The organism is Erwinia sp. S38 (assembly GCF_016624545.1).
In the GTDB taxonomy this organism is placed as follows: domain Bacteria; phylum Pseudomonadota; class Gammaproteobacteria; order Enterobacterales; family Enterobacteriaceae; genus Erwinia; species Erwinia coffeiphila.
The window spans coordinates 38,240-62,364 of the sequence record NZ_JACVTS010000019.1 but is presented as its reverse complement, the minus strand read 5'-3'; the positions used below and the strand labels follow the sequence as shown (position 1 = coordinate 62,364).

The following is a 24,125-nucleotide window of genomic DNA, read 5'->3' as shown; positions in this document are numbered from 1 at the left end:
CAGGTTCAGGATGTTTTCAACTGTTCTCTGGCCAGCTGCGCCACGTTATCCATCTCATCCAGTAGCTCGAGCAATTCAGGCTCAATGGCGGCGATATCCTCATGTTTCATTAAACTCTGCTCCAGTTCCTGGCAAAGCTTTTTCATATGCGGCACGCCGCTGTAGCTGGCGCTGCCGTGCAGTTTATGAATGATGTCACGCAGGCCTGTTGGATTATTGGTTTCCATAAACTGTTCCACCAGCGTACGGACCTCCGGCAGGAAATCGACCAGCATTTGCAGCAGATCGCGTGCCAGATCGGGCTTATTCGCAGCCTGACGTAACGCCAGAGCCCAGTCCAGCGATACGGGGCCACTCTGCGGCAGGAGCAGGGTTTCTTTCCTGGCAGGCAGATAACGCGCCAGCAGATGACTCAGTTTTTGCTCATCAATCGGTTTGGCCAGGTAGTCATTCATGCCGGCTTTAGCCAGCTTTTCGCGTTCGCCTTCCAGTGCGTGTGCCGTAACGGCGACAATCGGCGTGTTGTGATGCTGGGGAAGTTCGCGTATGACTTCACTCGCACGGATACCGTCGATATCCGGCATCTGAATATCCATCAGAATAATGTCCAGATTCTGCTGCCTTGCCTGTTGAATAGCCGATTCTCCGCTGTCGCACAGGACAATATGTTCAACCAGCTCCTCCAGCAGCGCGCCGATTAGCTTCAGATTTGCCGGATTATCATCTACGGCCATGACGCGGATCGACAGGCGTGAGCTGCCGGACTGAGGGGGAATATCGCGCGTGTGGTGATCCACCAGGATCGGCAACAGGCGGGCCATGGAAAGGGGCTTAATCAGACAGGCGGTTACGCCACGCGCTTTCAGCTGTTCAGCATAGATTTGCATCTGGAAAGGCAGCGCAAGGATCAGGCTATTGGCACGCTGTAGCATCGGCGACAGCTGTTCTCCGGTAATTTCCTGGGTGTTATGTACGTCAATCGGCAACCCGAGCAGCAGTACATCGTAATGCGTTTCCTGCAAACCGGCGAGCGACGGACTGTAACTGACTTTCATCGGCGTGGCGCTCAGCATATCCAGCATCGCCTGAGCCGCGGCGGTATTGGATTCAACATAGGCCAGGTGCTGGCCTGTAAGGCAGTCGAGCATGTGGGGATCGCTGGCGGCATTCGGGTTCAGCGCCAGATTAACGTGGAACCAGAAGGTGGAGCCGTGATTCAGACGGCTGTGGAAGGAAATTTCCCCACCCATTTCATTCACCAGCTTCTGCGTAATGACCAGCCCCAGACCGGTGCCCCCGTGGCGGCGGGAAATGCTGGCATCCGCCTGGCGGAAGGCCTGGAACAGCTGCGACTGCTGCTTTTCAGAAATACCGATGCCGGTATCATGGATTTGCACTTCCAGTTCCATGCGATTGTTGCTTAGTGCGCGCTTCTCCACGCGGATATCGATATTGCCGCGCTCGGTAAATTTAATCGCATTACCGAGCAGGTTCACAATAATCTGCTGCATACGCAGCGGGTCACCGATGGCGTTATCCGGCACGTCGCTTTGAATATTCAGCGTCAGCTCCAGCCCTTTCTCATGCGCCGATTGCGCCAGCAGCACCACCACTTCATCCAGCGTGGCGCGCAGCGGGAACGGGATGGTTTCCAGAACCAGTTTGCCGGCCTCCAGCTTAGAGAAGTCCAGCACATCATTGATGATGCTCAGCAAGTTATTGGCCGACCGCTCGATGGTATTCAGATAGTCGCGTTGGGTTGAGTTGAGCGTGGTTTTCAGCGTCTGGCGGGTAAAACCGATCACCCCGTTAAGCGGTGTTCGCAGTTCGTGAGACATATTGGCAAGGAATTCAGATTTAATTCGCGCCGCTTCCTGCGCCCGTTTTTTTGCCAGATCCAGTTCAACGTTTTGAATTTCCATCTGCTCAAGCGTTTCACGCAGATCGGAGGTGGCCTGATCGATATTCTGCTGCATCTCTTCGTGATAGGCCGTCAGCGACATGGCCATCGAGTTAATGCCGTTTTTCAGTACATCCAGCTCGCCGAGCATGTAGCCTTCCATTCGGCTGTCGAGCTGGCCGCGGCGAATGCGGTCTACGGTACTGACCATATTGCGAATGGGCCCCGTCACATCCCGCATCAAACGATAGGCAAACAGCATGGCAATGCACAGGCAGAGCAGCACCAGCAGAGTGGAGATAAACACCTCTTTATACTGCTGTAGCCTGACGGATTGCAGATCGAGTTCAATCGCAACGTATCCCAGCGGATTACCGGTTGGTTTGGCATCCCAGCCTGGTGACTCATCCGGATAGTAGCTTTCCGACAGGATCGGCGTTCGCAGGATCACCGAATTACCGTGACGTTCTTTCAGATAGCGGGCAGTGAGAGGCGTATTGTCTGGCATACGCAGCAGATCGGGATTTTGCAGATAGTTCGACGTCACAAACAGCCTGTTGTGATCGTCAAAGACGGAAATTGCCCGAACGATATCCGAGTGACGCCGATGAAGCAGGCTGACCAGCTGGCGGACCGACTCGCGGCTGCGGAAGGTCATGCCATACTCACTGGAGACCGCCAGTGGCTCAATAATGTTGATCCCGGCGTCGGTGAGCTGGCTCTGTAATTCGTTATAGCGGTTGACCACAAAAAAAGTTGAGAGCAGCAGTCCGATCATCAGCGTGGGTGCCAGGATCAGAATCATCATTCGCGCCCGCAGGCTGTATTTGGTCATAGTATTCCCTGTGAGAAACGGCTTGCTCCACTTTCCTGCGACATTTTATCCTGTACAGGTCGAATTCCATCACTCGCCAGGGTAGGCTACGCCGATTTTTTTCGGCACTACGTTTGAGAAGCAATGAAATAATGGCGCAATTCTACTCTGCAAAACGGCGCGTGACGACCCGCCAAAAAATAACAGTTGTCGTTAACGATCTTGATGCATTTGGTCAGGGCGTGGCACGCCATAATGGCAAAGCGCTTTTTGTGCAGGGAGCACTGCCTGGTGAACAGGTTGAAGTTGAAATCAGTGAAGATAAGCGCCAGTACTCCCGGGGTTCGGTTAAGCGAATTCTGGCGGTTAGTCCACAGCGTGTTCAGCCCCGCTGTCCGCATTATAGTCGCTGCGGCGGCTGCCAGCAGCAGCATGTGCCGGTTGAGCTACAGCAGCAAAGTAAAGCCAGCGCGCTGGCGCATATGCTTTCAAAGGAGAGCGGTTCACCGGTCACGGTGGATGATATTATTTCCGGCCAGGCATGGGGCTATCGGCGACGCGCGCGTCTGAGCCTGAATTATCAGGTAAAAACGCAGACTCTGCAGATGGGGTTTCGCGAGCAGGCCTCCAGTGATTTGGTCAGTATCACCCAGTGCCCCATTTTGAAGCCCGAACTTAATGCGTTAATTCAGCCGCTCCATCTATTGTTAAGCGGGCTACAGGCCGTCAGGCGACTTGGCCACGTTGAACTGGTGCTGGCAGATAACGGTCCGCTGCTGGTTTTGCGTCATCTTGATGCACTAAGCGCTGCGGATCGTCAAAAACTGGAACAGTTTTCGCATAAACATCAACTGTCGCTGTTTCTTGCGCCGGATAGTGACACTCTGGAGCAGCTTAACGGGGAAATGCCGGTTATCCATTCCGGTCCGTTAGGTTTGACCTTCAGCCCGCGAGATTTTATCCAGGTTAACGATGAGGTTAATCAGCAGATGGTGGCCCGTGCGCTGGCGTGGCTGGACCTGCAACCGCACGATCGGGTGCTGGATCTGTTCTGCGGAATGGGCAATTTTACCCTGCCTATGGGAAATTTGGCTGAAAATGTCGTGGGTGTGGAGGGTGTTGCAGCATTAGTGGCAAAGGCTGCGTATAATGCAGCATTAAATAATCTGAACAATGTCGCGTTTTACCAGCATAACCTTGAAAAGGACGTGACAAGTCAGCCCTGGGCTGGCGAAGGATTCAATAAGGTGTTACTGGACCCGGCGCGTGCCGGAGCGGCCGGAGTGATGGAGCATATTGTTAAACTTGCGCCGGAACTCGTGGTCTATGTTTCCTGTAACCCGACAACACTTGCCAGGGACAGTCAGGTACTCCTGAAGTCCGGCTACCAATTGGAGCGGGTGACAATGCTCGATATGTTTCCACATACCGGGCATCTGGAATCCATGGTGCTGTTTAGCCGAAAATAAGCCCTGAACGAGGCTATGCCAGGAGAGGATATGGTTGCGGTAAGAAGTGCACATTTGAATACGGCTGGCGAGTTTGCCCTCGACCAATGGATCACCAGTCTGGGGATCTCCAACCAGCAGTCATGTGAACGACTGGCCGATACCTGGCGCTATTGTGAAACCGCGACCAAAGGACACCCTGATGCCGCGCTGCTGCTGTGGCGTGGTGTTGAAATGGTGGAAATTCTCTCCATGCTCAGCATGGACAATGAGACGCTGCGCGCGGCGCTGCTGTTCCCGCTGGCCGATGCGAATGTCGTCACTGAAGAGGTGCTGGAAGAGCACTTCGGCAAGCCTATCGTCTCGCTGGTCCACGGCGTGCGCGATATGGATGCGATTCGCCAGCTAAAAGCCACCCATAACGATTCCATGGCCTCTGAACAGGTCGATAACGTTCGCCGTATGCTGCTGGCGATGGTGGAAGACTTCCGCTGCGTAGTGATTAAGCTGGCTGAGCGTATTGCGCACCTGCGTGAGGTTAAGGACGCGCCGGAAGATGAGCGCGTACTGGCGGCGAAAGAGTGTACTAATATCTATGCTCCGCTGGCTAACCGGCTGGGGATTGGCCAGCTGAAGTGGGAACTGGAAGATTTCTGTTTCCGCTATCTGCACCCTGATGAATACAAACGTATCGCTAAACTGCTGCATGAACGCCGTATCGATCGCGAAGATTATATTGATACGTTCGTACAGTCGCTGCGTGATGAAATTGTCAAAGAGGGCGTTAAGGCCGAGGTGTATGGTCGCCCGAAACACATCTACAGCATCTGGCGCAAGATGCAGAAAAAATCGCTGGCCTTCGATGAGCTGTTCGACGTACGTGCGGTGCGCATCGTAGCCGAACGCCTGCAGGACTGCTACGGCGCGCTGGGGATTGTACATACCTTGTATCGCCATCTTCCCAGCGAATTTGATGACTATGTCGCTAACCCAAAACCGAACGGCTATCAGTCGATCCATACCGTGGTGCTGGGGCCGAAAGGCAAAACCGTTGAAATTCAAATTCGTACCCGTCAGATGCATGAAGATGCCGAGCTGGGCGTAGCGGCGCACTGGAAGTATAAAGAGGGCGGAACGGGCGGCAGCGTGCGGGGTGCGTCCGGCCATGAAGAGCGTATTGCCTGGCTGCGTAAGCTGATTACCTGGCAGGAAGAGATGGCCGATTCTGGCGAAATGCTCGACGAAGTGCGCAGCCAGGTGTTCGACGATCGGGTATATGTATTTACCCCGAAAGGCGACGTGGTGGATCTGCCCGCCGGTTCCACGCCGCTGGACTTCGCTTACCATATTCACAGCGATATCGGCCACCGCTGCATCGGTGCCAAAATCGGCGGCCGCATTGTGCCGTTCACCTATCAGCTGCAGATGGGCGATCAGATCGATATCATCACCCAGAAGCAGCCGAATCCGAGCCGCGACTGGTTGAACCCAAATCTGGGCTACGTGACGACCAGCCGCGGGCGTTCGAAGATCCATGCCTGGTTCCGCAAGCAGGATCGTGACAAGAATATTATTGCCGGTCGGCAGATCCTGGATAACGAACTGGATCACCTGGATATCAATCTGAAGGATGCAGAGAAACTGCTGCTGCCGCGCTACAACTTCAACACGCTCGATGAACTGCTGGCGGCTATTGGCGGTGGCGATGTTCGCCTCAATCAGATGAGCAACTATCTGCAGTCGAAGCTGAATAAGCCGAGTGCGGAAGAAGAAGATCGCGAAGCGCTGCGCCAGCTGACGCAGAAAACCTCGAACAGCGTGCCGCGCAGTAAAGAGAGCGGCAGGGTGGTTGTCGAGGGGGTTGGCAATCTGATGCACCATATTGCCCGCTGCTGCCAGCCGATTCCGGGCGATGACATTACCGGATTTATTACTCAGGGCCGCGGTATTTCCATTCACCGCGCCGACTGCGATCAGTTGGCCGATCTGATGTCGCATGCGCCGGAGCGTATTGTGGATGCGGTGTGGGGTGAAACTTATTCCAGTGGTTATTCGCTGGTGGTGCGGGTGACGGCCAACGATCGCAGCGGTTTGCTGCGTGATATCACCACGATTCTGGCCAACGAGAAGGTTAACGTGCTGGGCGTGTCCAGCCACAGCGATACTCGTAAGCAGCTGGCAACGATTGATATGGATATTGAGATTTACAATCAGCAGGTGCTGAGTCGGGTGCTGGCGCGGTTGAATCAGGTGCCGGATATTATTGATGCGAAGCGTTTGCACTGATAGTTGGTGATGGCTGCTGGTTGCGTCGTGTTGAGATGTTGATCGTCGCGGCGCGATCGGCGGCTGGCTTATCGGTGCAGGCGGGGTTGGCTGATAACCTGTGATGTATTTCTGGATGTGGATGGGGTTTGGCTGGGTGTTTGATCGTCGCGGTACGATCGGCGGCTGGCTTATCGGTGCAGGCAGGCTTCGCGGACTCGCCGTGAATATGTCCCTATAGGCTCGACGGGCGCGTCCATGCGCCCGACGGTCCGCGAAGCCCGCCTGCACCGATTGCTTAATGGCTTTTGTGGTGCTGTGAGTTGAACCGAATTCTCTTGGTTAGCTTTATGCTTGTTTCAGGCATTTCGTTGCAGTGAACCTATTGCTAGTTAGCTGCTTGAGCGCTATTGCTGTCTCACTTTTTCCAGAACCCGCTGCTCCCTAACCGAAAGTACTTCGTTGATTGTCGCAGTATGATTTTATGCGAGGTAAGCGTACGTGCCAGATGAGTCGGTTACACGCAAAAGACATGACATCAATGTCTTCCCACTTTTTTGCTACAATCCCTCAATGATTAACCGGCAACGCATCAATCGGTCGTTTTTTCTCGCCGCAACACGATGATATGAAGGTGAACGTTCTGCCCCATAACGGTCGCCCGAGCACGAAACCGGAAGCGCCAGGAAAGCCCCATAACGATCGCCCGTGCGCAGAACCTGAAGCGCTTTTAAAAGCTATAACGGACGCTTTGTTACGAAATCAGAAGCGCCTTTAAAGCTCAATAACGATTATCCTCATTCCATTGATTATTCCTACAACAAGGACTCACCACTATGAACGCTCTCGATCGCCTGCTGGGCATCATGAAAACCCTGCGCGATCCGGAACACGGCTGCCCGTGGGATCGCCAGCAAACCTATGCCACCATCGCCCCCTATACCCTGGAAGAAACCTATGAAGTTATCGACGCCATCGATCGCGCCGACTTCGACGACCTGCGCGGTGAACTTGGCGACCTGCTGTTCCAGGTGGTGTTTTACGCCCAGATGGCGCAGGAAGAAGGGCGTTTCAACTTCGACGATATCTGCAACGCCATCAGCGACAAGCTGGAACGCCGGCATCCGCATATCTTTGCCGGTGCGACAGTGGCCGACAGCGCCGAAGTGCTGGTGAACTGGGAAAAAATCAAAAGTGATGAGCGCGCGGAAAAAGCACAGCACTCGGTGCTGGACGATATCCCACATGCGCTGCCCGCGCTGATGCGCGCGCATAAAATTCAGAAACGCTGCAACAGCGTTGGCTTTGACTGGGACACGTTGGGACCGGTGCTGGGTAAAGTGTACGAAGAGATTGATGAAGTGATGCACGAGGCTCAACAGGCGGTTGTCGACCAGGACAAGCTGGAAGAGGAGATCGGCGACCTGCTGTTTGCAACGGTGAATTTGTCGCGTCATCTGGGCAAAAAGGCGGAAACCGCGCTGCAAAAGGCCAATGTCAAGTTTGAGCGTCGATTCCGTCAGGTTGAGCAAATTATCGCCGAACAGGGCCTGGAAATGCAGCAGGCGACGCTGGAACAGATGGAAGCCGCGTGGCAACAGGTCAAATTCAAGGAATAATTGGCTGACACGATTCAACAAAAGTGTGACGCACATCAACATCCTGAATTAAGAAATCAGGTAGTCTCAGAGTGATAAAAGCGGTGGAATAGTCACAACATGGAAACGATTAATTGTCGGCAACAGGGGTTTCGGGTATACTATTTTCCCGTCCTGGTTATTCATTCCATCGTCTTTAAACCTACATTCTCAGGTTCAGCATGACAACGAACTATATTTTTGTGACCGGCGGGGTCGTTTCCTCTCTGGGTAAAGGCATTGCCGCAGCCTCCCTGGCCGCCATCCTCGAAGCGCGTGGTCTTAACGTGACCATCATGAAGCTGGACCCGTACATCAACGTGGACCCAGGTACCATGAGCCCAACTCAGCACGGCGAAGTGTTCGTCACTGATGACGGCGCGGAAACCGATCTGGATCTCGGTCACTACGAGCGCTTCATCCGTACCAAGATGAGCCGTCGTAACAACTTCACGACTGGCCGTATTTACTCTGAAGTCCTGCGCAAAGAGCGTCGCGGCGACTATCTGGGTGCGACCATTCAGGTTATCCCGCATATCACCAATGCCATTAAAGAACGCATCATTGAAGGTGGCGAAGGCCACGATGTCGTGCTGGTGGAAATTGGCGGTACTGTGGGCGACATCGAATCCCTGCCGTTCCTCGAAGCGATCCGCCAGATGGCGGTAGACGTCGGCCGTGAACACACCATGTATATGCACCTGACTCTGGTGCCGTATATGGCGGCAGCGGGTGAGGTGAAAACCAAACCTACTCAGCATTCAGTGAAAGAACTGCTGTCTATCGGTATTCAGCCTGATGTGCTGATCTGCCGTTCAGATCGCGCCGTACCGGCTAACGAACGTGCGAAAATCGCCCTGTTCTGTAATGTTCCGGAAAAAGCGGTTATCTCACTGAAAGATGTTGATTCAATCTACAAAATCCCAGGCATGCTGAAGTCTCAGGGCCTGGATGATTACATCTGCAAACGCTTCAACCTGAACGCACCGGAAGCCAATCTGGCCGAGTGGGAGCAGGTGATTTACGAAGAAGCCAATCCGGGTGGCGAAGTGAACATCGGTATGGTCGGCAAATATGTCGAACTGCCTGACGCTTACAAATCCGTAATCGAAGCGCTGAAGCACGGCGGCCTGAAAAACCGAGTCACCGTCAACATCAAACTGATCGATTCGCAAGATGTTGAAACACGCGGTGTGGAAGTGCTGAAAGGTCTGGATGCTATTCTTATCCCTGGTGGCTTCGGCTATCGCGGTGTGGAAGGCAAACTGATGACCGCGCAGTACGCTCGCGAAAACAACATCCCTTACCTGGGTATCTGCCTGGGTATGCAGGTTGCGCTGATGGAGTTCGCTCGTAACGTAGCCCATATGGAAGGCGCTAACTCTACCGAGTTCGTACCTGACTGTAAGTATCCGGTTGTTGCGCTGATCACCGAATGGCGTGATGAAGAAGGCAACGTTGAGCAGCGTACCGAGCAGAGCGATCTGGGCGGCACCATGCGCCTGGGCAGCCAGCAGTGTCAGCTGACCGACGACAGCCTGGTGCGCAAGCTGTACGGCAGCGACACCATCGTTGAGCGTCACCGTCATCGTTATGAAGTCAACAATATGCTATTGAAGCAGATTGAAGCAGCGGGATTACGTGTTGCAGGCCGCTCCGGGGATGACCAGCTGGTTGAGATTATTGAAATCCCTAACCACCCATGGTTTGTTGCGTGTCAGTTCCATCCGGAATTCACCTCAACACCTCGTGACGGACACCCGCTGTTCAGTGGCTTTGTAAAAGCCGCCAGCGAGTACCAAAAGCGTTTGGCAAAATAAGTATTTTCATAACCACCTGATGCCGCAGGGTTTCAGGTGGTGTGTCTAAGTTTAAGCTAACTTGTACTGAGGAAAAACTAATGTCCAAAATCGTTAAAGTCATCGGTCGCGAAATCATCGACTCCCGTGGAAACCCGACCGTTGAAGCCGAAGTGCATCTGGAAGGCGGTTTCGTTGGTCTGGCAGCAGCTCCATCAGGCGCTTCTACCGGTTCCCGTGAAGCCCTGGAATTGCGTGACGGTGACAAATCTCGTTTCCTGGGTAAAGGCGTAACTAAAGCTGTTGCAGCCGTTAACGGTCCTATCGCTGAAGCGGTAACCGGTAAAGATGCAAAAGACCAGGCAAACATCGACAAGATTATGATCGATCTGGACGGTACCGAGAACAAATCCAAGTTTGGTGCTAACGCCATCCTGGCTGTTTCTCTGGCTGCTGCTAAAGCTGCAGCTGCCTCTAAAGGTCAGCCACTGTACGAGCACATTGCTGAACTGAACGGCACCCCGGGCAAATTCTCTATGCCACTGCCAATGATGAACATCATCAACGGTGGTGAGCACGCCGACAACAACGTCGACATCCAGGAATTCATGATTCAGCCTGTTGGCGCGAAAACTATCAAAGAAGCGATCCGTATCGGTTCTGAAGTTTTCCACAACCTGGCTAAAGTACTGAAAGCGAAAGGCCTGAACACCGCTGTGGGTGATGAAGGTGGCTACGCGCCTAACCTGGGTTCTAACGCAGAAGCACTGGCTGTTATCGCTGAAGCGGTTAAAGCAGCAGGTTACGAGCTGGGTAAAGATGTTACCCTGGCGATGGACTGTGCAGCGTCTGAGTTCTACAAAGACGGTAAATACGTACTGGCTGGCGAAGGCAACAAAGCCTTCACTTCTGAAGAGTTCACTCACTTCCTGGAAGATCTGACCAAACAGTACCCAATCGTTTCTATCGAAGACGGTCTGGACGAATCTGACTGGGCTGGTTTCGCATACCAGACCAAAGTGCTGGGCGACAAAATCCAGCTGGTTGGTGACGATCTGTTCGTAACCAACACCAAGATCCTGAAAGAAGGCATCGAGAAAGGCATCGCTAACTCCATCCTGATCAAATTCAACCAGATCGGTTCTCTGACCGAAACTCTGGCTGCGATCAAAATGGCGAAAGATGCTGGCTACACCGCGGTTATCTCTCACCGTTCAGGCGAAACCGAAGATGCAACCATCGCTGACCTGGCGGTAGGTACTGCAGCGGGCCAGATCAAAACCGGTTCTATGAGCCGTTCTGACCGTGTTGCTAAGTACAACCAGCTGCTGCGTATTGAAGAAGCGCTGGGCAACCGTGCTCCATTCAACGGTCTGAAAGAAGTTAAAGGTCAGTAATGACTGACGGTTCGCAGCGGCCTGCGCGGCTGCGGACAGATTGAAAAAAGCCCCGTCATGACGGGGCTTTTTTACGTCCGGCTGGCGCGATGGCCAGGCGATAATTTGTGCACTTAGCCGACTACTGCGGCCATTTCATTTCGCCTTTCAGCACCTTCGCACTCAGCTCCAGTGAAGACTCATCCTTCAACTGCGGATAGTGCTGCTTCATCGCTTTGATAAATGCCTGCGAGTCTTTGGTTTTTGCCAGCTCCGCTTCAGCCGTTTGCAGATAGCGCAGGGTGAAGTTCACCGAGGCAACACTCTCATCGGCGCCCGGCAGGAAGTGCCCCGGTACCACGCGGACCGGTCTCAGCGCCTTGATATCTTCCAGCTTCTGCTGCCAGGCCGAGCGTTCTGCTTTGCTCTGCGCATCCGCCAGCCAGACGTGAATATTATTGCCGGACACGACTACGCCACCCAGCACCGTTTTCAGCGCCGGAACCCACAGATAGCTGTCGTGCGGCTGCGGCCCCTTGAGGCCTTTAATCTCTACCGTCTCGCCATCAACCTTAAAGCTGTCGCCCTGAATCACCTCGGGCACAATCAGCGACTGCGGCGCGTTGTCGGCCATCTTCGGACCCCAGAAGGCCAGCTTGCCGTCTTTAGTCTGCTTGATCAGCTCAACGGTCGGTGCGGTGGCGACGATTTTCGCGTCGGGGAAGGCGCGGTGCAGAGTGTCCAGACCGAAATAATAGTCCGGGTCCGACTGGCTGATGAAGATGGTGGTCAGGCGCTTACCGCTGGCTTTGATGCGTTTCACCAGCTCTTGGGCATCGTTGCGCTGGAACTGAGCATCGATCAATACGGCTTCGGTCGGGCCGGTGATGATCTCCGATGAAACAGCAAAAATGCTGTTTTCTCCCGGATTGTAGACATCAAGGTTGAGCGATTGGGCAGCATACAGTGACGGGCTGGCGGCAAAAGCCAGCAGCAGGGCGAAACGAGTTTTCATTTGGAATGACCTTAACCGGAAAATAACCAGTGTAGGTTGCATATCCCGCGGAATAAACCGACTATCAGGCAACAGATTGTTGCGTAAAACGGACATATGATGGACAGACTCACGGCGGCAAATGTTTTTATCACCATTGTTCAGCGGGGCAGCCTGACGGCAGCGGCGGACGTACTCGGCATGTCGCGGGCGATGATCACTCGTTATCTGAGTGAAATGGAAACGTGGTCCGGCGCGCGGCTGCTGCACCGCAGCACGCGCCGGCTGAGCCTGACCCCGGCCGGGGAGCACGCGCTGGTACGATGTCGGCAGCTGCTGCAGCTGGCAGGTGAAATAGAACAGAGCAACCAGCCTGAAGGGGAAGCGCTCGCGGGGCTGCTGCGGATTTCCTGTTCGCTATCGCTGGGCAACAGCGTGCTGGCCGCGGCGATAACCGCCTTTCAGCAGCGTTATCCGCGCATTCGCATCGATCTTCACTCCAGCAACCAGCTGGTGAATCTGGTGGAAGAGCGTATCGATCTGGCGCTGCGCATTACCGGCCAGCTGGAGCCTAACCTGATTGCCCGCCCGCTTAGCGCCTGCGAGTCGGTGATTTGCGCCACGCCTGCGTATCTGGCGCGGGAAGGCACACCGCAGCACCCTGAGCAGCTGGTGCACCACAACTGCCTGACCTATTCTCACTTTGGCAAAAGCCTGTGGAATTTCAGTCGGGGGGAGGAGCACGACACGGTCGCGGTCAGCGGCAGTATCAGCGCCAATGACTCGCTGATACTGCTCAGCGCCACGCTGGCCGGGGCGGGCATTTCTATGCAGCCGCTGCACAGCGTGGGGGCACTGCTGGAGAGCGGCAGGCTGGTTGCGCTGCTACCGGAGTTCCAGCTCGACAGCCTGGGGATTTTTGCCATCTATACTTCGCGCCAGCATCAGTCCCGCCAGCTGCGCGCACTGCTCGATTTCCTGGTGGAATGGTTTGCCGGAGAAGAGGCCGCCAGGCGTTTGCAGGGGCTGCTATAAGTACCCGCAGAATTTTCTTACCCATTGCAGCGCAGGCTTTGGTTGGTCCCGGGGCGACAATCTGCCATAATCTGCGCCCGTAATTTAACCATCAGCCGAGAAGTCGATGCAGTACCCGATAAATGAAATGTTCCAGACGTTGCAGGGCGAAGGTATTTATACCGGCGTACCGGCAATTTTTATCCGCTTACAGGGCTGCCCGGTGGGCTGCAGCTGGTGTGATACCAAACACACCTGGGATAAGCTGGCCGATCGGGAAACCTCGCTGGGGGATATTCTGCTGAAGACGGTGGAAACCGATGCCTGGGGCGCGGCGGATGCCGAGGCGCTGATTGGCGTGATCCGTGGCAACGGCTGGACGGCAAACCATATTGTGATCACCGGCGGCGAGCCGTGCATTCACGATTTGACTCCGCTGACCGCAAGCCTGCAACAGCAGGGCTTCAGCTGCCAGATTGAAACCAGCGGCACGCATACGGTGCGCTGTACGCCGCAGACCTGGGTGACGGTATCGCCGAAGGTCAATATGCGCGGAGGTTACGACGTGCTGAATCAGGCGCTGGTGCGTGCGGATGAGGTGAAGCATCCTGTGGCGCGTCAGCGCGATGTTGATGCGCTGGATGCGCTGCTGGCCACACTGGATGACGATAAAGCGCGGATTATTGCTCTACAGCCGATTAGCCAGAAAGCGGATGCCACCCAGCTGTGCATTGATACCTGTATTGCCCGCAACTGGCGGCTGTCGATGCAGACGCATAAATACCTGAACATCGCCTGACGAAAGGGGGGACGGCCGCAATGGTCAGCGTCCCCCTTATCGCTTACTTACCTGATTTTGCTTTCCAGGCGTCATACGCCGACTTAATTTCCGTCTTCGCCGCCGCGGTATCACCGAAACCGTTCAGCTCAACTTTTTTACGTCCGTCCGGCAGCTGTTTGTAGACGCGGAAAAACGCTTCCAGTCGTTCCTGCTCGATCTTAGGCAGGTCGCTCATCGATTTAATGTCATCATAGGTTGGATCGATCTTGCTGGCCGGAACCGCCACGATCTTGTCGTCGGATTCGCCGCCGTCGATCATCTTCAGCACGCCAATCGGGCGCAGTTTGATCCGCGTACCCGGTGCCATCGGTGCGCGGGTGTAGAAGATCACATCCAGCGGATCGCCGTCACCGCCCAGCGACTGGGTCAGCGAGCCGTAGTTGGCCGGATAGGCTACCGGCATAGACTGGAAGCGGTCGGCAACGATAAAGCCGGTTTTGGCGTCGGTTTCATACTTGATGATGCCGCCCGCCGGGATCTCGGTCAGTGCGTAGAACTCTTCCGGGTTGTTATCCGGCTGAGGGAAGTCGAGGATGTTAATGGTGCTGGCCTGGGCGCAGGCGGAAAAAACCAGAGCGATAACGGAAAGTTTGCTGAAAAGCTTCATTGAGATTCTCTCGATCTTTGTTGGAGAGCGACAGACTAGAGAGCGGGCGTGACAGGAATATGACAAAATGTTTCAAAACACGCCCGAGAACGGGCGTGGGTAAGAGGAGCAATCGCGGATGCAAAACGGGCTTACGAGAAGCCCGCTGAAGATTTATTTGGACACGTCGGTGCCGAAGTATTTCACTGAAATACGCTGCCAGGTGCCGTCGCTCTTGATATCGGCCAGCGCTTTATCAATCGCTTCTTTCAGCTGCGGATTGCCTTTTTCAATCAGAATACCGACCTGTTCGGCATCGGAACGGCTGGCGACGATTTTCACCGGCGCATCCGGCTTATGTTTTTTGAAGTCGAGGAACGACAGGTTGTCGTTAATGGTGGCATCTGCACGGCCCTGGGCCACCAGATCAACCGACTGGTTAAAACCGTCGGTAGCGACGATTTCCGCACCGTAGCCGCGCGCCAGCTGGGCATAGTTACTGGTCAGGGTGTGCGCAGATTTTTTACCTTTCAGATCCTCGAACGTTTTGATCGTCTTATTATCATCGCGCACAATCAGCGCCGCTTTCGAAGAAAGATACGGGGTAGAGAAATCATATTTCGCCTGGCGCTCCGGGGTGATCGATACCTGATTGATCACCGCCTCATAACGTTTGGCGTCCAGACCGGCGATCAGGCCATCCCATTTCCCCTCAACGAATTCAGCTTTCACCTTCAGGCGTTTCGCCACTTCGCGGCCAATATCGACGTCAAAACCGGTTAACGCGCCGGAAGCATCGTGGAAGGTAAATGGAGGATAAGTCCCTTCGGTACCGATTTTAAAGACGCCAGCCGACTGGATTTTTGCCAGATCGGTTTCCGCCAGCGCTGCGCCAGAAAAACCGATTTGTACCATGCCTGCCAGCAGCAGCGTTGCGATAGTTTTCATAGTCATAACTCCTGAATGGGTTGGGTGATGCCGTCTTAACTTCAAATTTCCCATGAATCGGGCAGGGTTTCGGTCAGGGTCGAGATAAAGGCTTTGGTCCGGGCTTTTTGCGCCTGGGTAAAAATGTCCTGTGAGGTGCCGGTTTCAACAATTTCACCGGCTTCCAGGAATACCACCTGCTGGGCAATATTGGCCGCCAGCCGCAGGTCATGAGTGGCCATCAGCATGGTCATTCCTTCTTTGGCCAGCTGTCGTAATACCGCCACCACTTCAAGCGAGAGTTCCGGGTCCAGCGCGGAAGTCGGCTCGTCGCACAGCAGCACCTTCGGTGAGGGGGCCAGCGCGCGGGCAATGGCCACGCGCTGCTGCTGACCACCGGAAAGATTGGCCGGCCAGGCATCGCGCTTGTGCAGCAGCCCCACTTTGGCCAGCAGTTCTTCAGCGCGCTCCTTAGCCTGTTTCACCGACTGCTTATGCACGGTAATCAGGCCTTCGGTAATGTTTTCAATCACCCGCAGATGGGGGAACAGCTGGAAGCTTTGAAATACCATGCCGGTCTGCTGGCAGATGCGATAAACATCTTTTCTGCTGGCGCGTCCGCTGCCGTTAAACACAAGTTTTTCTTTTCCGAGGGTTAATTCCCCGGCCTGAGGAACTTCCAGCAGATTAACGCAGCGCAGCAGGGTGCTTTTCCCGCTGCCCGACGGACCAATTAACGCCGTCACGCTGCCTTCTTTAATCTTCAGGTTAATATTTTTTAATACGGGGTTGTCGTCGAATCTTTTTTCAATTCCGGACAGCGTTATCATTCTCTTTCTCCTTCACTGCGCCTGTATTTTCCAGCTTTTTCTCCAGACGGGTCTGTAGAGAAGAGAGCACTGAACTGATAATTAAATAAACGATCGCTGCTTCGGTATATAATATTAATGGCTGATAGGTCACTGCCGCAATTCGCTGTGCGGCAAGGAACAACTCAGGCACGGTAATGACCGAAGCCAGAGACGTATCCTTTACCAGTGATATAAAGGTATTCGACAGCGGCGGCACGGCAATGCGTGCAGCTTGAGGAATAATCACCCGGCGCAGTGCCTGTGCCCAGTTCATACCGATAGAGTGCGCCGCCTCCCACTGGCCTTTCGGCACGGAAAGCAGGGTGGCGCGAATGACCTCTGACGTATAGGCACCAATGTTCAGCGTAAAGCCGATTATCGCTGCGGGAAACGCGTCCAGCGTAATACCGGCGCTGGGCAGAGCATAGAAAATCAGGAACAGCTGCACCAGCAGAGGCGTGCCGCGAATAAGCCAGACGTAAAAGCGAACAATTTTTTTTAACGGCTCTGGTCCATATAAACGGGCCAGTGCAGCAATAAAGCCAAGGGATAAGCCAAGAATAAATGAAATTAAGGTTAATGGGATGGTAAATGTCAGTCCGGCATAAAGCATGGGCCAGAATGAATCGATTGCTAAATTAAGCCATGCGGGCACGTGACACCTTCTCTTAATAAGTTATTATTATTGATCTGAACTTATGGCGAGAGACTATCACGAACTAAAAAAACGACCATATATCGTGATTTGCTATTATATATTCGATAAGAATATATAAATATGAGCAAAGCTATGCCGGATTTTGCATAAGAAAGAGAGGTTGATTTTTAAGGCTTATTTTAGGTTTAGCCAGACGTATTAGCGGGAAAGCAGCGAAAGCGGTACTTATTGGGATGAGGCCAGTCTGAGGTAAACCGGACGTCACACGGCAGGGATGCCGTGTGCCGAGGCTCGCAGGGAGCGTCTTTTGCCGTTCCGGTGTGCTCGGACTGACCTCATCCCGGACACCGACTATCAGGCAACGGAATGAGGATCGCTCTACGTTGCCAGCGGTGACCGGCAACGGGGCCGATTAGCCGCGATAAACGCAGCCAGCGGTGCAGGTCTCTTTCACCATCACCGCGCTCAGCAGCGGCAGTACCGGCTTCATCTGCTGCCAGATCCAGGCCGCCAGTACTTCACTGGTCGGATTTTCGAGGCCAGGAATATCGTTCAGATAATAGTGGTCGAGACGATCGTAAACCGGCTTAAATGCCGCTTTAATCTCGGAAAAGTCGATTACCCAACCGGTATGCGCATCCACCTCGCCGGTAATCTCCAGACGCACCATAAAAGAGTGCCCGTGCAGTCGGCCGCATTTATGCCCGGCAGGCACATTCGGCAGATGGTGTGCGGCTTCGAATTGAAAATCTTTAAACAGCGTGGTCGCCATGGTTACAGTCTCAGTCTTGATGGTGAAAACCGCCGCAGGATACCGGAAAACAGCTTTTTTCGCACCCGTTTCCCGGTAACGGCGCCCTGTCAAAGTGTAAACCAAATGCCTTCTGTTTTAACTGGCTGATAAATAAAAACATTATCAACCTGTTTTGCCAATAAGCCTTACCTGAAAAACCATTTAGTCATTTTGGTTATTAATTATTGCCAACCCTTATTTAAGGGTTATTCTGCTTGCCCTTACCCTGTCAGTAATCAGATCTCCGACACTGGAATTATCGACGCAATGACGACTCAGGCACCTCTAAATATGCTTCCGCTGAATCCCGATCAGCTTGCCCGCTTACAGGCAGCGACCGGGGATTACACCCCAACCCAGCTGGCGTGGCTGTCCGGTTACTTCTGGGGCATGGTCAATCAGGCTCCGGGGGCGGTGGTTGCAGCAGCACCTGCTCCGGTCGAGGTACCAACCATCACCATCCTTTCTGCCTCGCAGACCGGCAATGCTCGCCGCCTGTCAGAGCAGCTGCGTGATGACCTGCTTGCGGCGAAACTAAACGTCAACCTGGTGAATGCCGGTGACTATAAGTTCAAGCAGATTGCCCAGGAAAAACTGCTGGTGGTGGTCACCTCCACCCAGGGCGAGGGTGAACCGCCAGAAGAGGGCATGGCGCTGCATAAGTTCCTGATGTCGAAGAAAGCGCCAAAAATGGACGCCAGCGCCTTTGCGGTGTTCGGCCTGGGCGATACCTCTTATGAATTCTTCAGTCAGGCGGGTAAAGATTTCGACAACCGGCTGGCCGAGCTGGGCGCAACACGCCTGCTGGACCGCGTGGATGCCGACGTTGAGTACGCTGCGGCGGCCGAAGCCTGGCGTAAACAGCTGGTAGAAATTTTACAGGCGCGCGTGCCGAAAGAAGCCCCTGCGGCGGCGGCAGCCACGGCTGCAGGTAGCGTCAATGAGATCCACAGCAGCCCTTACACTAAAGAAGCGCCGCTGACCGCCAGCTTTGCGGTAAATCAGAAAATCACCGGCCGCGATTCCGATAAAGACGTGCGCCATATCGAAATCGATCTGGGTGAATCAGGACTGCGCTACAAGCCGGGCGATGCGCTGGGCGTGTGGTTTGAGAACGATCCCGCACTGGTGAAAGAGCTGCTGGAGCTGCTGTGGCTGAAGGGTGACGAGCCGGTCAGCGTGCACGGTGAAACGCTGCCGCTGGCGGAAGCGCTGCAAAAACACTACGAGCTGACGGTTAATACCCCGCAGATCGTCGAGCAGTATGCCAAACTTTCCCATAATGAAGCGCTGCTGGCGCAGATCACCGATAAGGCCAGCCTGCAGCAGTATGCGCAGAACACGCCGATCGTTGATATGGCACGCTTTGCACCGACCGAACTGAACGCCGAACAGCTGACCGGGCTGTTGCGCCCTCTGACGCCGCGCCTCTATTCGATCGCCTCTTCCCAGGCTGAGAACGAAACGGAAGTGCATATCACCGTTGGCGTGGTGCGCTATGAAATTGAAGGCCGTGCCCGTGCGGGCGGTGCCTCCAGCTATCTGGGCGACCGTCTGGTGGAGGACGATGAAATCCGCGTGTTCATTGAGCACAACGATAACTTCCGCCTGCCTGCCAACCCGGAAACCCCGGTGATTATGATTGGCCCGGGTACCGGTATTGCGCCGTTCCGCGCCTTTATGCAGCAGCGCGATAGCGAAGGTGCCGGCGGCAAAAACTGGCTGTTCTTCGGCAATCCGCACTTTACCGAAGACTTCCTCTATCAGGTTGAATGGCAGCGCTACGTCAAAGACGGCCTGCTGACCAATATTGATTTAGCCTGGTCACGCGACCAGAAACATAAAATATACGTACAAGATAAAATCCGCGCGAAAGGGGCGGAAGTGTGGAGCTGGATTCAGGAAGGCGCACACATTTATGTCTGCGGCGATGCCAATCGCATGGCTAAAGACGTTGAGCAAGCATTACTGGAAGTGGTAGCCGAATACGGTGGCATGGACATCGAAACGGCAGATGAATTCTTAAGCGATCTGCGCATTGAGCGCCGTTATCAGCGAGATGTGTACTAATGAGCAATGAAAGATACCCTGGTCCTCTGGTTGTCGAAGGTAAGCTGGTCGACGCCGAGCGGATGAAAAAACAGAGCAACTTCCTGCGTGGAAGTATTGCTGCAGACCTGCACGACGGCCTGACCGGCGGTTTTAACGGCGACAACTTCCTGATGATCCGTTTCCACGGTATGTATCAGCAGGATGACCGCGATATTCGTGCCGAGCGTGCCGAGCAGAAGCTGGACGCGCGCCATGCGATGATGCTGCGCTGCCGCCTGCCGGGCGGCATCATGACGCCGCAGCAGTGGCTGGCGATTGATAAATTCGCCACGAATAACACCATCTATGGCAGCATCCGTCTGACTAACCGCCAGACTTTCCAGTTCCACGGTATTCTGAAGGGCAACGTTAAACCTGCCCACCAGATGCTGCATGAAGTCGGGCTGGACGCGCTTGCCACCGCCAATGACGTAAACCGTAACGTGCTGTGCAGCTCGAACCCGATCGAGTCTGAACTGCATCAGGAAGCGTACGAATGGGCGAAGAAGCTGTCCGAACACCTGCTGCCGCAGACCCGCGCCTATGCGGAAATCTGGCTGGATCAGGAGAAGGTTGCCACCACCGACGTTGAGCCGATTCTGGGTGAAACCTATCTGCCACGTAAGTTTAAAACTACCGTGGTGGTGCCGCCGCATAACGACGTGGATCTGCACGCCAACGACCTGAACTTTATTGCGATTGCCGAAAACGGCAAGCTGATCGGCTTTAACCTGCTGGTGGGCGGCGGTCTGTCCATCGACCACGGTAACAAAGCCACCTATGCGCGTACCGCCAGCGAGTTTGGCTATTTCCCGGTGGAAAAAATCCTGGATGTAGCGGCTGCCGTGGTGACTACCCAGCGCGACTGGGGTAACCGCACCGATCGTAAGAACGCTAAAACCAAATATACGCTGGAGCGCGTGGGGCCGGACGTCTTCAAAGCTGAAGTTGAGCGCCGCGCTGGCGTCACCTTCGAGCCGATCCGTCCGTATGAATTTACCACCCGTGGCGATCGTTTTGGCTGGGTAAAAGGCATCGATAACAAATGGCACCTGACGCTGTTTGTGGAAAACGGCCGCCTGCTCGACTACCCGGGCCGCCCGCTGAAGACCGGTCTGGTGGAGATCGCTAAGATTCACCAGGGCGACTTCCGCTTAACCGCTAACCAGAATCTGATTGTGGCCGGTGTGCCGGAATCGGAAAAAGAGAAAATTGAGCAGATTGCGAAGCAGCACGGCCTGATGGAAAACGTCAGCCACCAGCGCGAAAACTCAATGGCCTGCGTGGCGTTCCCGACCTGTCCACTGGCAATGGCGGAAGCCGAACGCTTCCTGCCGGAATTTGTGACCCGCGTGGAGGGGATCATGACCGCGCACGGGGTGGGCGATGAGCATATCGTGCTGCGTGTCACCGGCTGCCCGAACGGCTGCGGCCGTGCGCTGCTGGCCGAGATCGGCCTGGTGGGCAAGGCGCCGGGGCGCTATAACCTGCACCTGGGCGGTAACCGCATGGGAACCCGTATTCCGCGCATGTATCGCGAAAACATTAATGAAACGGAAATCCTGGCTACGCTTGATGAGCTGATCGGCCGCTGGTCGAAAGAGCGCGAAGCGGATGAAGGCTTCGGTGACTTTACGATCCGCACCGGCATCGTCAGACCGGTGCTCGATCCGGCCCGTGATTTCTGGGAATGATGGAGGTGTAAGATGGCGGTACTCGATCTCTCTGAACTGAATGCACTACCCAAGGTGGAGCGCGTGATGGCGCTCGCCGAGATCAATAACCGGCTGGATAAGCTTTCAGCCGAAGATCGGGTGATCTGGGGATTGGAGAATCTGCCGGGCGAAGCGGTGCTGACCTCCAGCTTCGGCATTCAGGCGGCGGTGAGCCTGCATCTGGTCACCCGCCAGAAGCCGGATATCCCGGTGATCCTCACCGATACCGGCTATCTGTTCCCGGAAACCTATCAGTTTATTGATAAGCTGACCGAGCAGCTGGATCTGAACCTGAAGGTGTTCCGCGCCGAACACAGCGCGGCCTGGCAGGAAGCACGCTACGGCAAGCTGTGGGAGCAGGGCGTTGAAGGCATTGAACGCTATAACCAAATCAATAAGGTTGAGCCGATGAACCGCGCGCTGGAAAGCCTGAATGCGCAAACGTGGTTCGCCGGTCTGCGCCGCGATCAGTCCGGCAGCCGGGCGCATCTGCCGGTGCTGGCGATCAAGAAAGGCGTATTCAAGCTGCTGCCAATTATCGACTGGGATAACCGTCAGGTGTATCAGTACCTGCAGCAGAACGGTCTGGATTATCACCCGCTGCGGGAGCAGGGCTACCTCTCCGTTGGCGACACCCACACGACCCGCAAATGGGAACCGGGTATGGCTGAGGAAGAGACGCGCTTCTTTGGCCTGAAGCGCGAGTGCGGCCTGCACGAGTGATAAGCTGAGTGGGTAGCAGCCCTGTGCAAGGTGCCGGGCTGCCGCTGGCTTAGCAGGGCAAATACGCGGGCTCAAGAGCAGAAGCTTATCGTTGGCGTTAAGCTTCTGTTGTCGCGCATTTGTTTATGACGAGCAGTCGCGTAAACGTGCCCATGCTGAACCGTAAGCCCGGTTCAGATCCCGGTCAGGCCGGCAAATTCCTCCGCCGAACGGGTAATATTCACTTTGGTCACGTCATAGCTGGCGACGGCCTGGAACGGGTCTTCCGCCAAAATCGCATCCAGCCGCGCCCGATCGATATCCTTCACCATGATCATCCCCCCCGTACGCGGATCTTTGCGCCCGGCGCTGATAAACACGCCTTCGGCAAAGTAACGGTTAATCCACGCTACGTGCGACTCCAGTACGGCTTCAACTTCTTGCATCGGGCGGGTATAGCTGAGAAAGACAATATACATGATGGCTCCAACAGGATCAGGGATTGGCCAGCTCGCGGATCAGCGGCAGCAGCACGGCCACGGTACTGTGGGTTCGGCTGGTGATGCGGCCCGGAAGCCAGTGGTCGATATAGGCCAGATTATCACGTTGTGCCTGATTGCGTAGCCCGACGGGGAAATGCTGTTTCAGTACTGCGGGCATTTTGCCGGACGGGCCGTCGCTGGTGCTGACCGTCATTAACGGAAAACCAGCGCGGTCGAAGGGGCTGCCGCTGGCATTTTTTTCTTTTTTACCGACGGCATAAATTCCGCTGCGTCTGGCCAGCGTCAGCGCCCGGTCACGCGTCTGGCGCATCACGGCCAGCGGCGTGTTATTCCCGCTGCTGAAGGTGAGATGATTGCCGACGATCAGGCTGTTGAGGTTAATCACAAGTAGAGTATTTTGTTTCTCTTCCGGCTTCATTCGCGCCAGGTAATCTTCGCTACCGCGCTGGCCGATCTCTTCTCCGCTGAGCGCGACAAATCGCAGGCTGTAGTGCAGGTGCTCCTTGCTCAAACGCTCCGCCAGCTCCAGCATTACCCCCAGGCCGGAGGCGTTATTGTCCGCCGCCTGAGCACTCAGCCCGCCGAGGTTTTTCTGTACGTCGGCATCGCTCTGCGGGGAGGTGCTGTCGGTGTGGGCAATAATCAGGATCTGCTGTGGGACTTCGCCTTCGCGGGCAGCAATCACCGAGGTGGCATTAATATTACGCCACGTGTCCTCGCCGTCCTGATGGTGCCAGGGATAGCGGGTATTAAAACGGCGCGTATCGCTTTTATAGCCCAGTGCGCTGAACTGCTGCTGCAGGTAGTCGGCTGTAAGCATCTCTGCCGGGCTGCCTGCCATGCGTCCGGGAAAATAGGTGGCAATATGTCGCAGCTGCTGTTCGGCAATGCTGCCCACTTTTTCCGTTGTTGCGCCTGCCGGCAGACTTATTCCGCAGCCGATCAACGCTGCCAGCGCCCCCAGACGCAGTAAGGTGAACATTCGAAATTCCTTAGTCGTTATCCCGTGTTAAATCGGGCGAAAAATTTTGCCCCGCTAGTATGAAATTGTGACGCGGGTTGCACAATTTCATTCGCTCTGAAATACCCGAAATATCATCCGTTAAGCACATTTTGTTCGCTGCTTTACCAGTACGTTATTCCATTAGGTAACTACTCATTCCAATTAGTAATTTCATAAGCCTTAATGCGGGGACGTATAGTCCTGTTAA

Annotated in this window: 19 protein-coding genes; 10 read left to right on the top strand and 9 right to left on the bottom strand. The window is 54.8% G+C overall.

Annotation, left to right across the window (positions count from 1 at the left end):
* Positions 1-5: 5 nt before the first annotated feature.
* The gene (gene barA, locus IBT46_RS19705; RefSeq protein ID WP_200547042.1) at positions 6-2,735 is read right to left on the bottom strand and encodes a two-component sensor histidine kinase BarA; all 2,730 of its coding nucleotides are present in this window, start codon (positions 2,733-2,735) and stop codon (positions 6-8) included.
* Positions 2,736-2,866: 131 nt separating this feature from the next.
* On the opposite strand from barA, the gene rlmD reads away from it, so the two are divergent.
* From rlmD to eno, 5 genes are all read left to right on the top strand, one after another.
* Positions 2,867-4,183: a 23S rRNA (uracil(1939)-C(5))-methyltransferase RlmD gene (gene rlmD / locus IBT46_RS19700; RefSeq protein ID WP_200547041.1), complete on the top strand. Its 1,317-nt coding sequence runs from the start codon at positions 2,867-2,869 to the stop codon at positions 4,181-4,183.
* A gap of 30 nt (positions 4,184-4,213) precedes the next feature.
* Positions 4,214-6,448 carry a GTP diphosphokinase gene (gene relA / locus IBT46_RS19695; protein ID WP_200547040.1) on the top strand — a complete coding sequence of 745 codons (2,235 nt, stop codon included), beginning with the start codon at positions 4,214-4,216 and terminating at the stop codon, positions 6,446-6,448.
* Between the two features lie 815 nt (positions 6,449-7,263).
* Complete coding sequence (gene mazG / locus IBT46_RS19690) at positions 7,264-8,046, top strand: nucleoside triphosphate pyrophosphohydrolase (protein WP_200547039.1); 783 nt, start codon at positions 7,264-7,266, stop codon at positions 8,044-8,046.
* A gap of 200 nt (positions 8,047-8,246) precedes the next feature.
* Positions 8,247-9,884, top strand: a complete 1,638-nt coding sequence (gene pyrG / locus IBT46_RS19685; protein ID WP_105593930.1) for a glutamine hydrolyzing CTP synthase — start codon at positions 8,247-8,249, stop codon at positions 9,882-9,884.
* Positions 9,885-9,964: 80 nt separating this feature from the next.
* On the top strand, positions 9,965-11,260 hold the full coding sequence (eno, locus tag IBT46_RS19680; RefSeq protein ID WP_105593931.1) for a phosphopyruvate hydratase: 1,296 nt from the start codon (positions 9,965-9,967) through the stop codon (positions 11,258-11,260).
* Positions 11,261-11,381: 121 nt separating this feature from the next.
* On the opposite strand, the gene IBT46_RS19675 is transcribed toward eno, so the two are convergent.
* A complete protein-coding gene (locus IBT46_RS19675) occupies positions 11,382-12,254 on the bottom strand; it encodes an MBL fold metallo-hydrolase (RefSeq protein ID WP_200547038.1) in 873 nt (290 codons plus the stop codon).
* Positions 12,255-12,353: 99 nt separating this feature from the next.
* Here IBT46_RS19675 and IBT46_RS19670 point away from each other — a divergent pair, with 99 nt between their 5' ends.
* Complete coding sequence (locus tag IBT46_RS19670) at positions 12,354-13,268, top strand: LysR family transcriptional regulator (RefSeq protein ID WP_105594000.1); 915 nt, start codon at positions 12,354-12,356, stop codon at positions 13,266-13,268.
* Between the two features lie 106 nt (positions 13,269-13,374).
* Positions 13,375-14,046: a 7-carboxy-7-deazaguanine synthase QueE gene (gene queE, locus IBT46_RS19665; protein ID WP_200547037.1), complete on the top strand. Its 672-nt coding sequence runs from the start codon at positions 13,375-13,377 to the stop codon at positions 14,044-14,046.
* Positions 14,047-14,089: 43 nt separating this feature from the next.
* Here queE and IBT46_RS19660 read toward each other — a convergent pair whose 3' ends face one another.
* The 5 genes from IBT46_RS19660 to queD all read right to left on the bottom strand — a co-directional run bounded on the left by IBT46_RS19660 (position 14,090) and on the right by queD (position 17,882).
* The gene (locus IBT46_RS19660; protein ID WP_200547036.1) at positions 14,090-14,695 is read right to left on the bottom strand and encodes an inorganic diphosphatase; all 606 of its coding nucleotides are present in this window, start codon (positions 14,693-14,695) and stop codon (positions 14,090-14,092) included.
* 153 nt (positions 14,696-14,848) lie between these two features.
* Positions 14,849-15,622, bottom strand: a complete 774-nt coding sequence (locus tag IBT46_RS19655; RefSeq protein ID WP_105593935.1) for an amino acid ABC transporter substrate-binding protein — start codon at positions 15,620-15,622, stop codon at positions 14,849-14,851.
* A 41-nt stretch (positions 15,623-15,663) separates the two neighbouring features.
* Positions 15,664-16,431, bottom strand: coding sequence for an amino acid ABC transporter ATP-binding protein (locus tag IBT46_RS19650; protein WP_200547035.1), 768 nt, complete (start codon positions 16,429-16,431; stop codon positions 15,664-15,666).
* Entirely contained in the window at positions 16,409-17,107 is a 699-nt protein-coding gene (locus tag IBT46_RS19645; protein ID WP_172606629.1) for an amino acid ABC transporter permease, read from the bottom strand. The genes IBT46_RS19650 and IBT46_RS19645 overlap by 23 nt, the downstream gene beginning before the upstream one ends.
* Before the next feature lie 415 nt (positions 17,108-17,522).
* A complete protein-coding gene (gene queD, locus IBT46_RS19640) occupies positions 17,523-17,882 on the bottom strand; it encodes a 6-carboxytetrahydropterin synthase QueD (RefSeq protein ID WP_105593938.1) in 360 nt (119 codons plus the stop codon).
* Positions 17,883-18,170: 288 nt separating this feature from the next.
* On the opposite strand from queD, the gene cysJ reads away from it, so the two are divergent.
* Genes cysJ through IBT46_RS19625 form a run of 3 tightly spaced genes read left to right on the top strand, consistent with a single transcriptional unit; the run spans position 18,171 to position 22,432 of the window.
* Positions 18,171-19,973: an NADPH-dependent assimilatory sulfite reductase flavoprotein subunit gene (gene cysJ, locus IBT46_RS19635; RefSeq protein WP_200547034.1), complete on the top strand. Its 1,803-nt coding sequence runs from the start codon at positions 18,171-18,173 to the stop codon at positions 19,971-19,973.
* Entirely contained in the window at positions 19,973-21,688 is a 1,716-nt protein-coding gene (gene cysI, locus IBT46_RS19630) for an assimilatory sulfite reductase (NADPH) hemoprotein subunit (RefSeq protein WP_105593940.1), read from the top strand. Before cysJ ends, cysI begins: the two co-directional genes overlap by 1 nt.
* A gap of 12 nt (positions 21,689-21,700) precedes the next feature.
* The gene (locus tag IBT46_RS19625; protein ID WP_200547033.1) at positions 21,701-22,432 is read left to right on the top strand and encodes a phosphoadenylyl-sulfate reductase; all 732 of its coding nucleotides are present in this window, start codon (positions 21,701-21,703) and stop codon (positions 22,430-22,432) included.
* A 173-nt stretch (positions 22,433-22,605) separates the two neighbouring features.
* On the opposite strand, the gene IBT46_RS19620 is transcribed toward IBT46_RS19625, so the two are convergent.
* Positions 22,606-22,890, bottom strand: a complete 285-nt coding sequence (locus tag IBT46_RS19620) for a YciI family protein (protein ID WP_200547032.1) — start codon at positions 22,888-22,890, stop codon at positions 22,606-22,608.
* Between the two features lie 16 nt (positions 22,891-22,906).
* Complete coding sequence (locus IBT46_RS19615) at positions 22,907-23,896, bottom strand: aminopeptidase (RefSeq protein ID WP_200547031.1); 990 nt, start codon at positions 23,894-23,896, stop codon at positions 22,907-22,909.
* Positions 23,897-24,125: the final 229 nt, after the last annotated feature.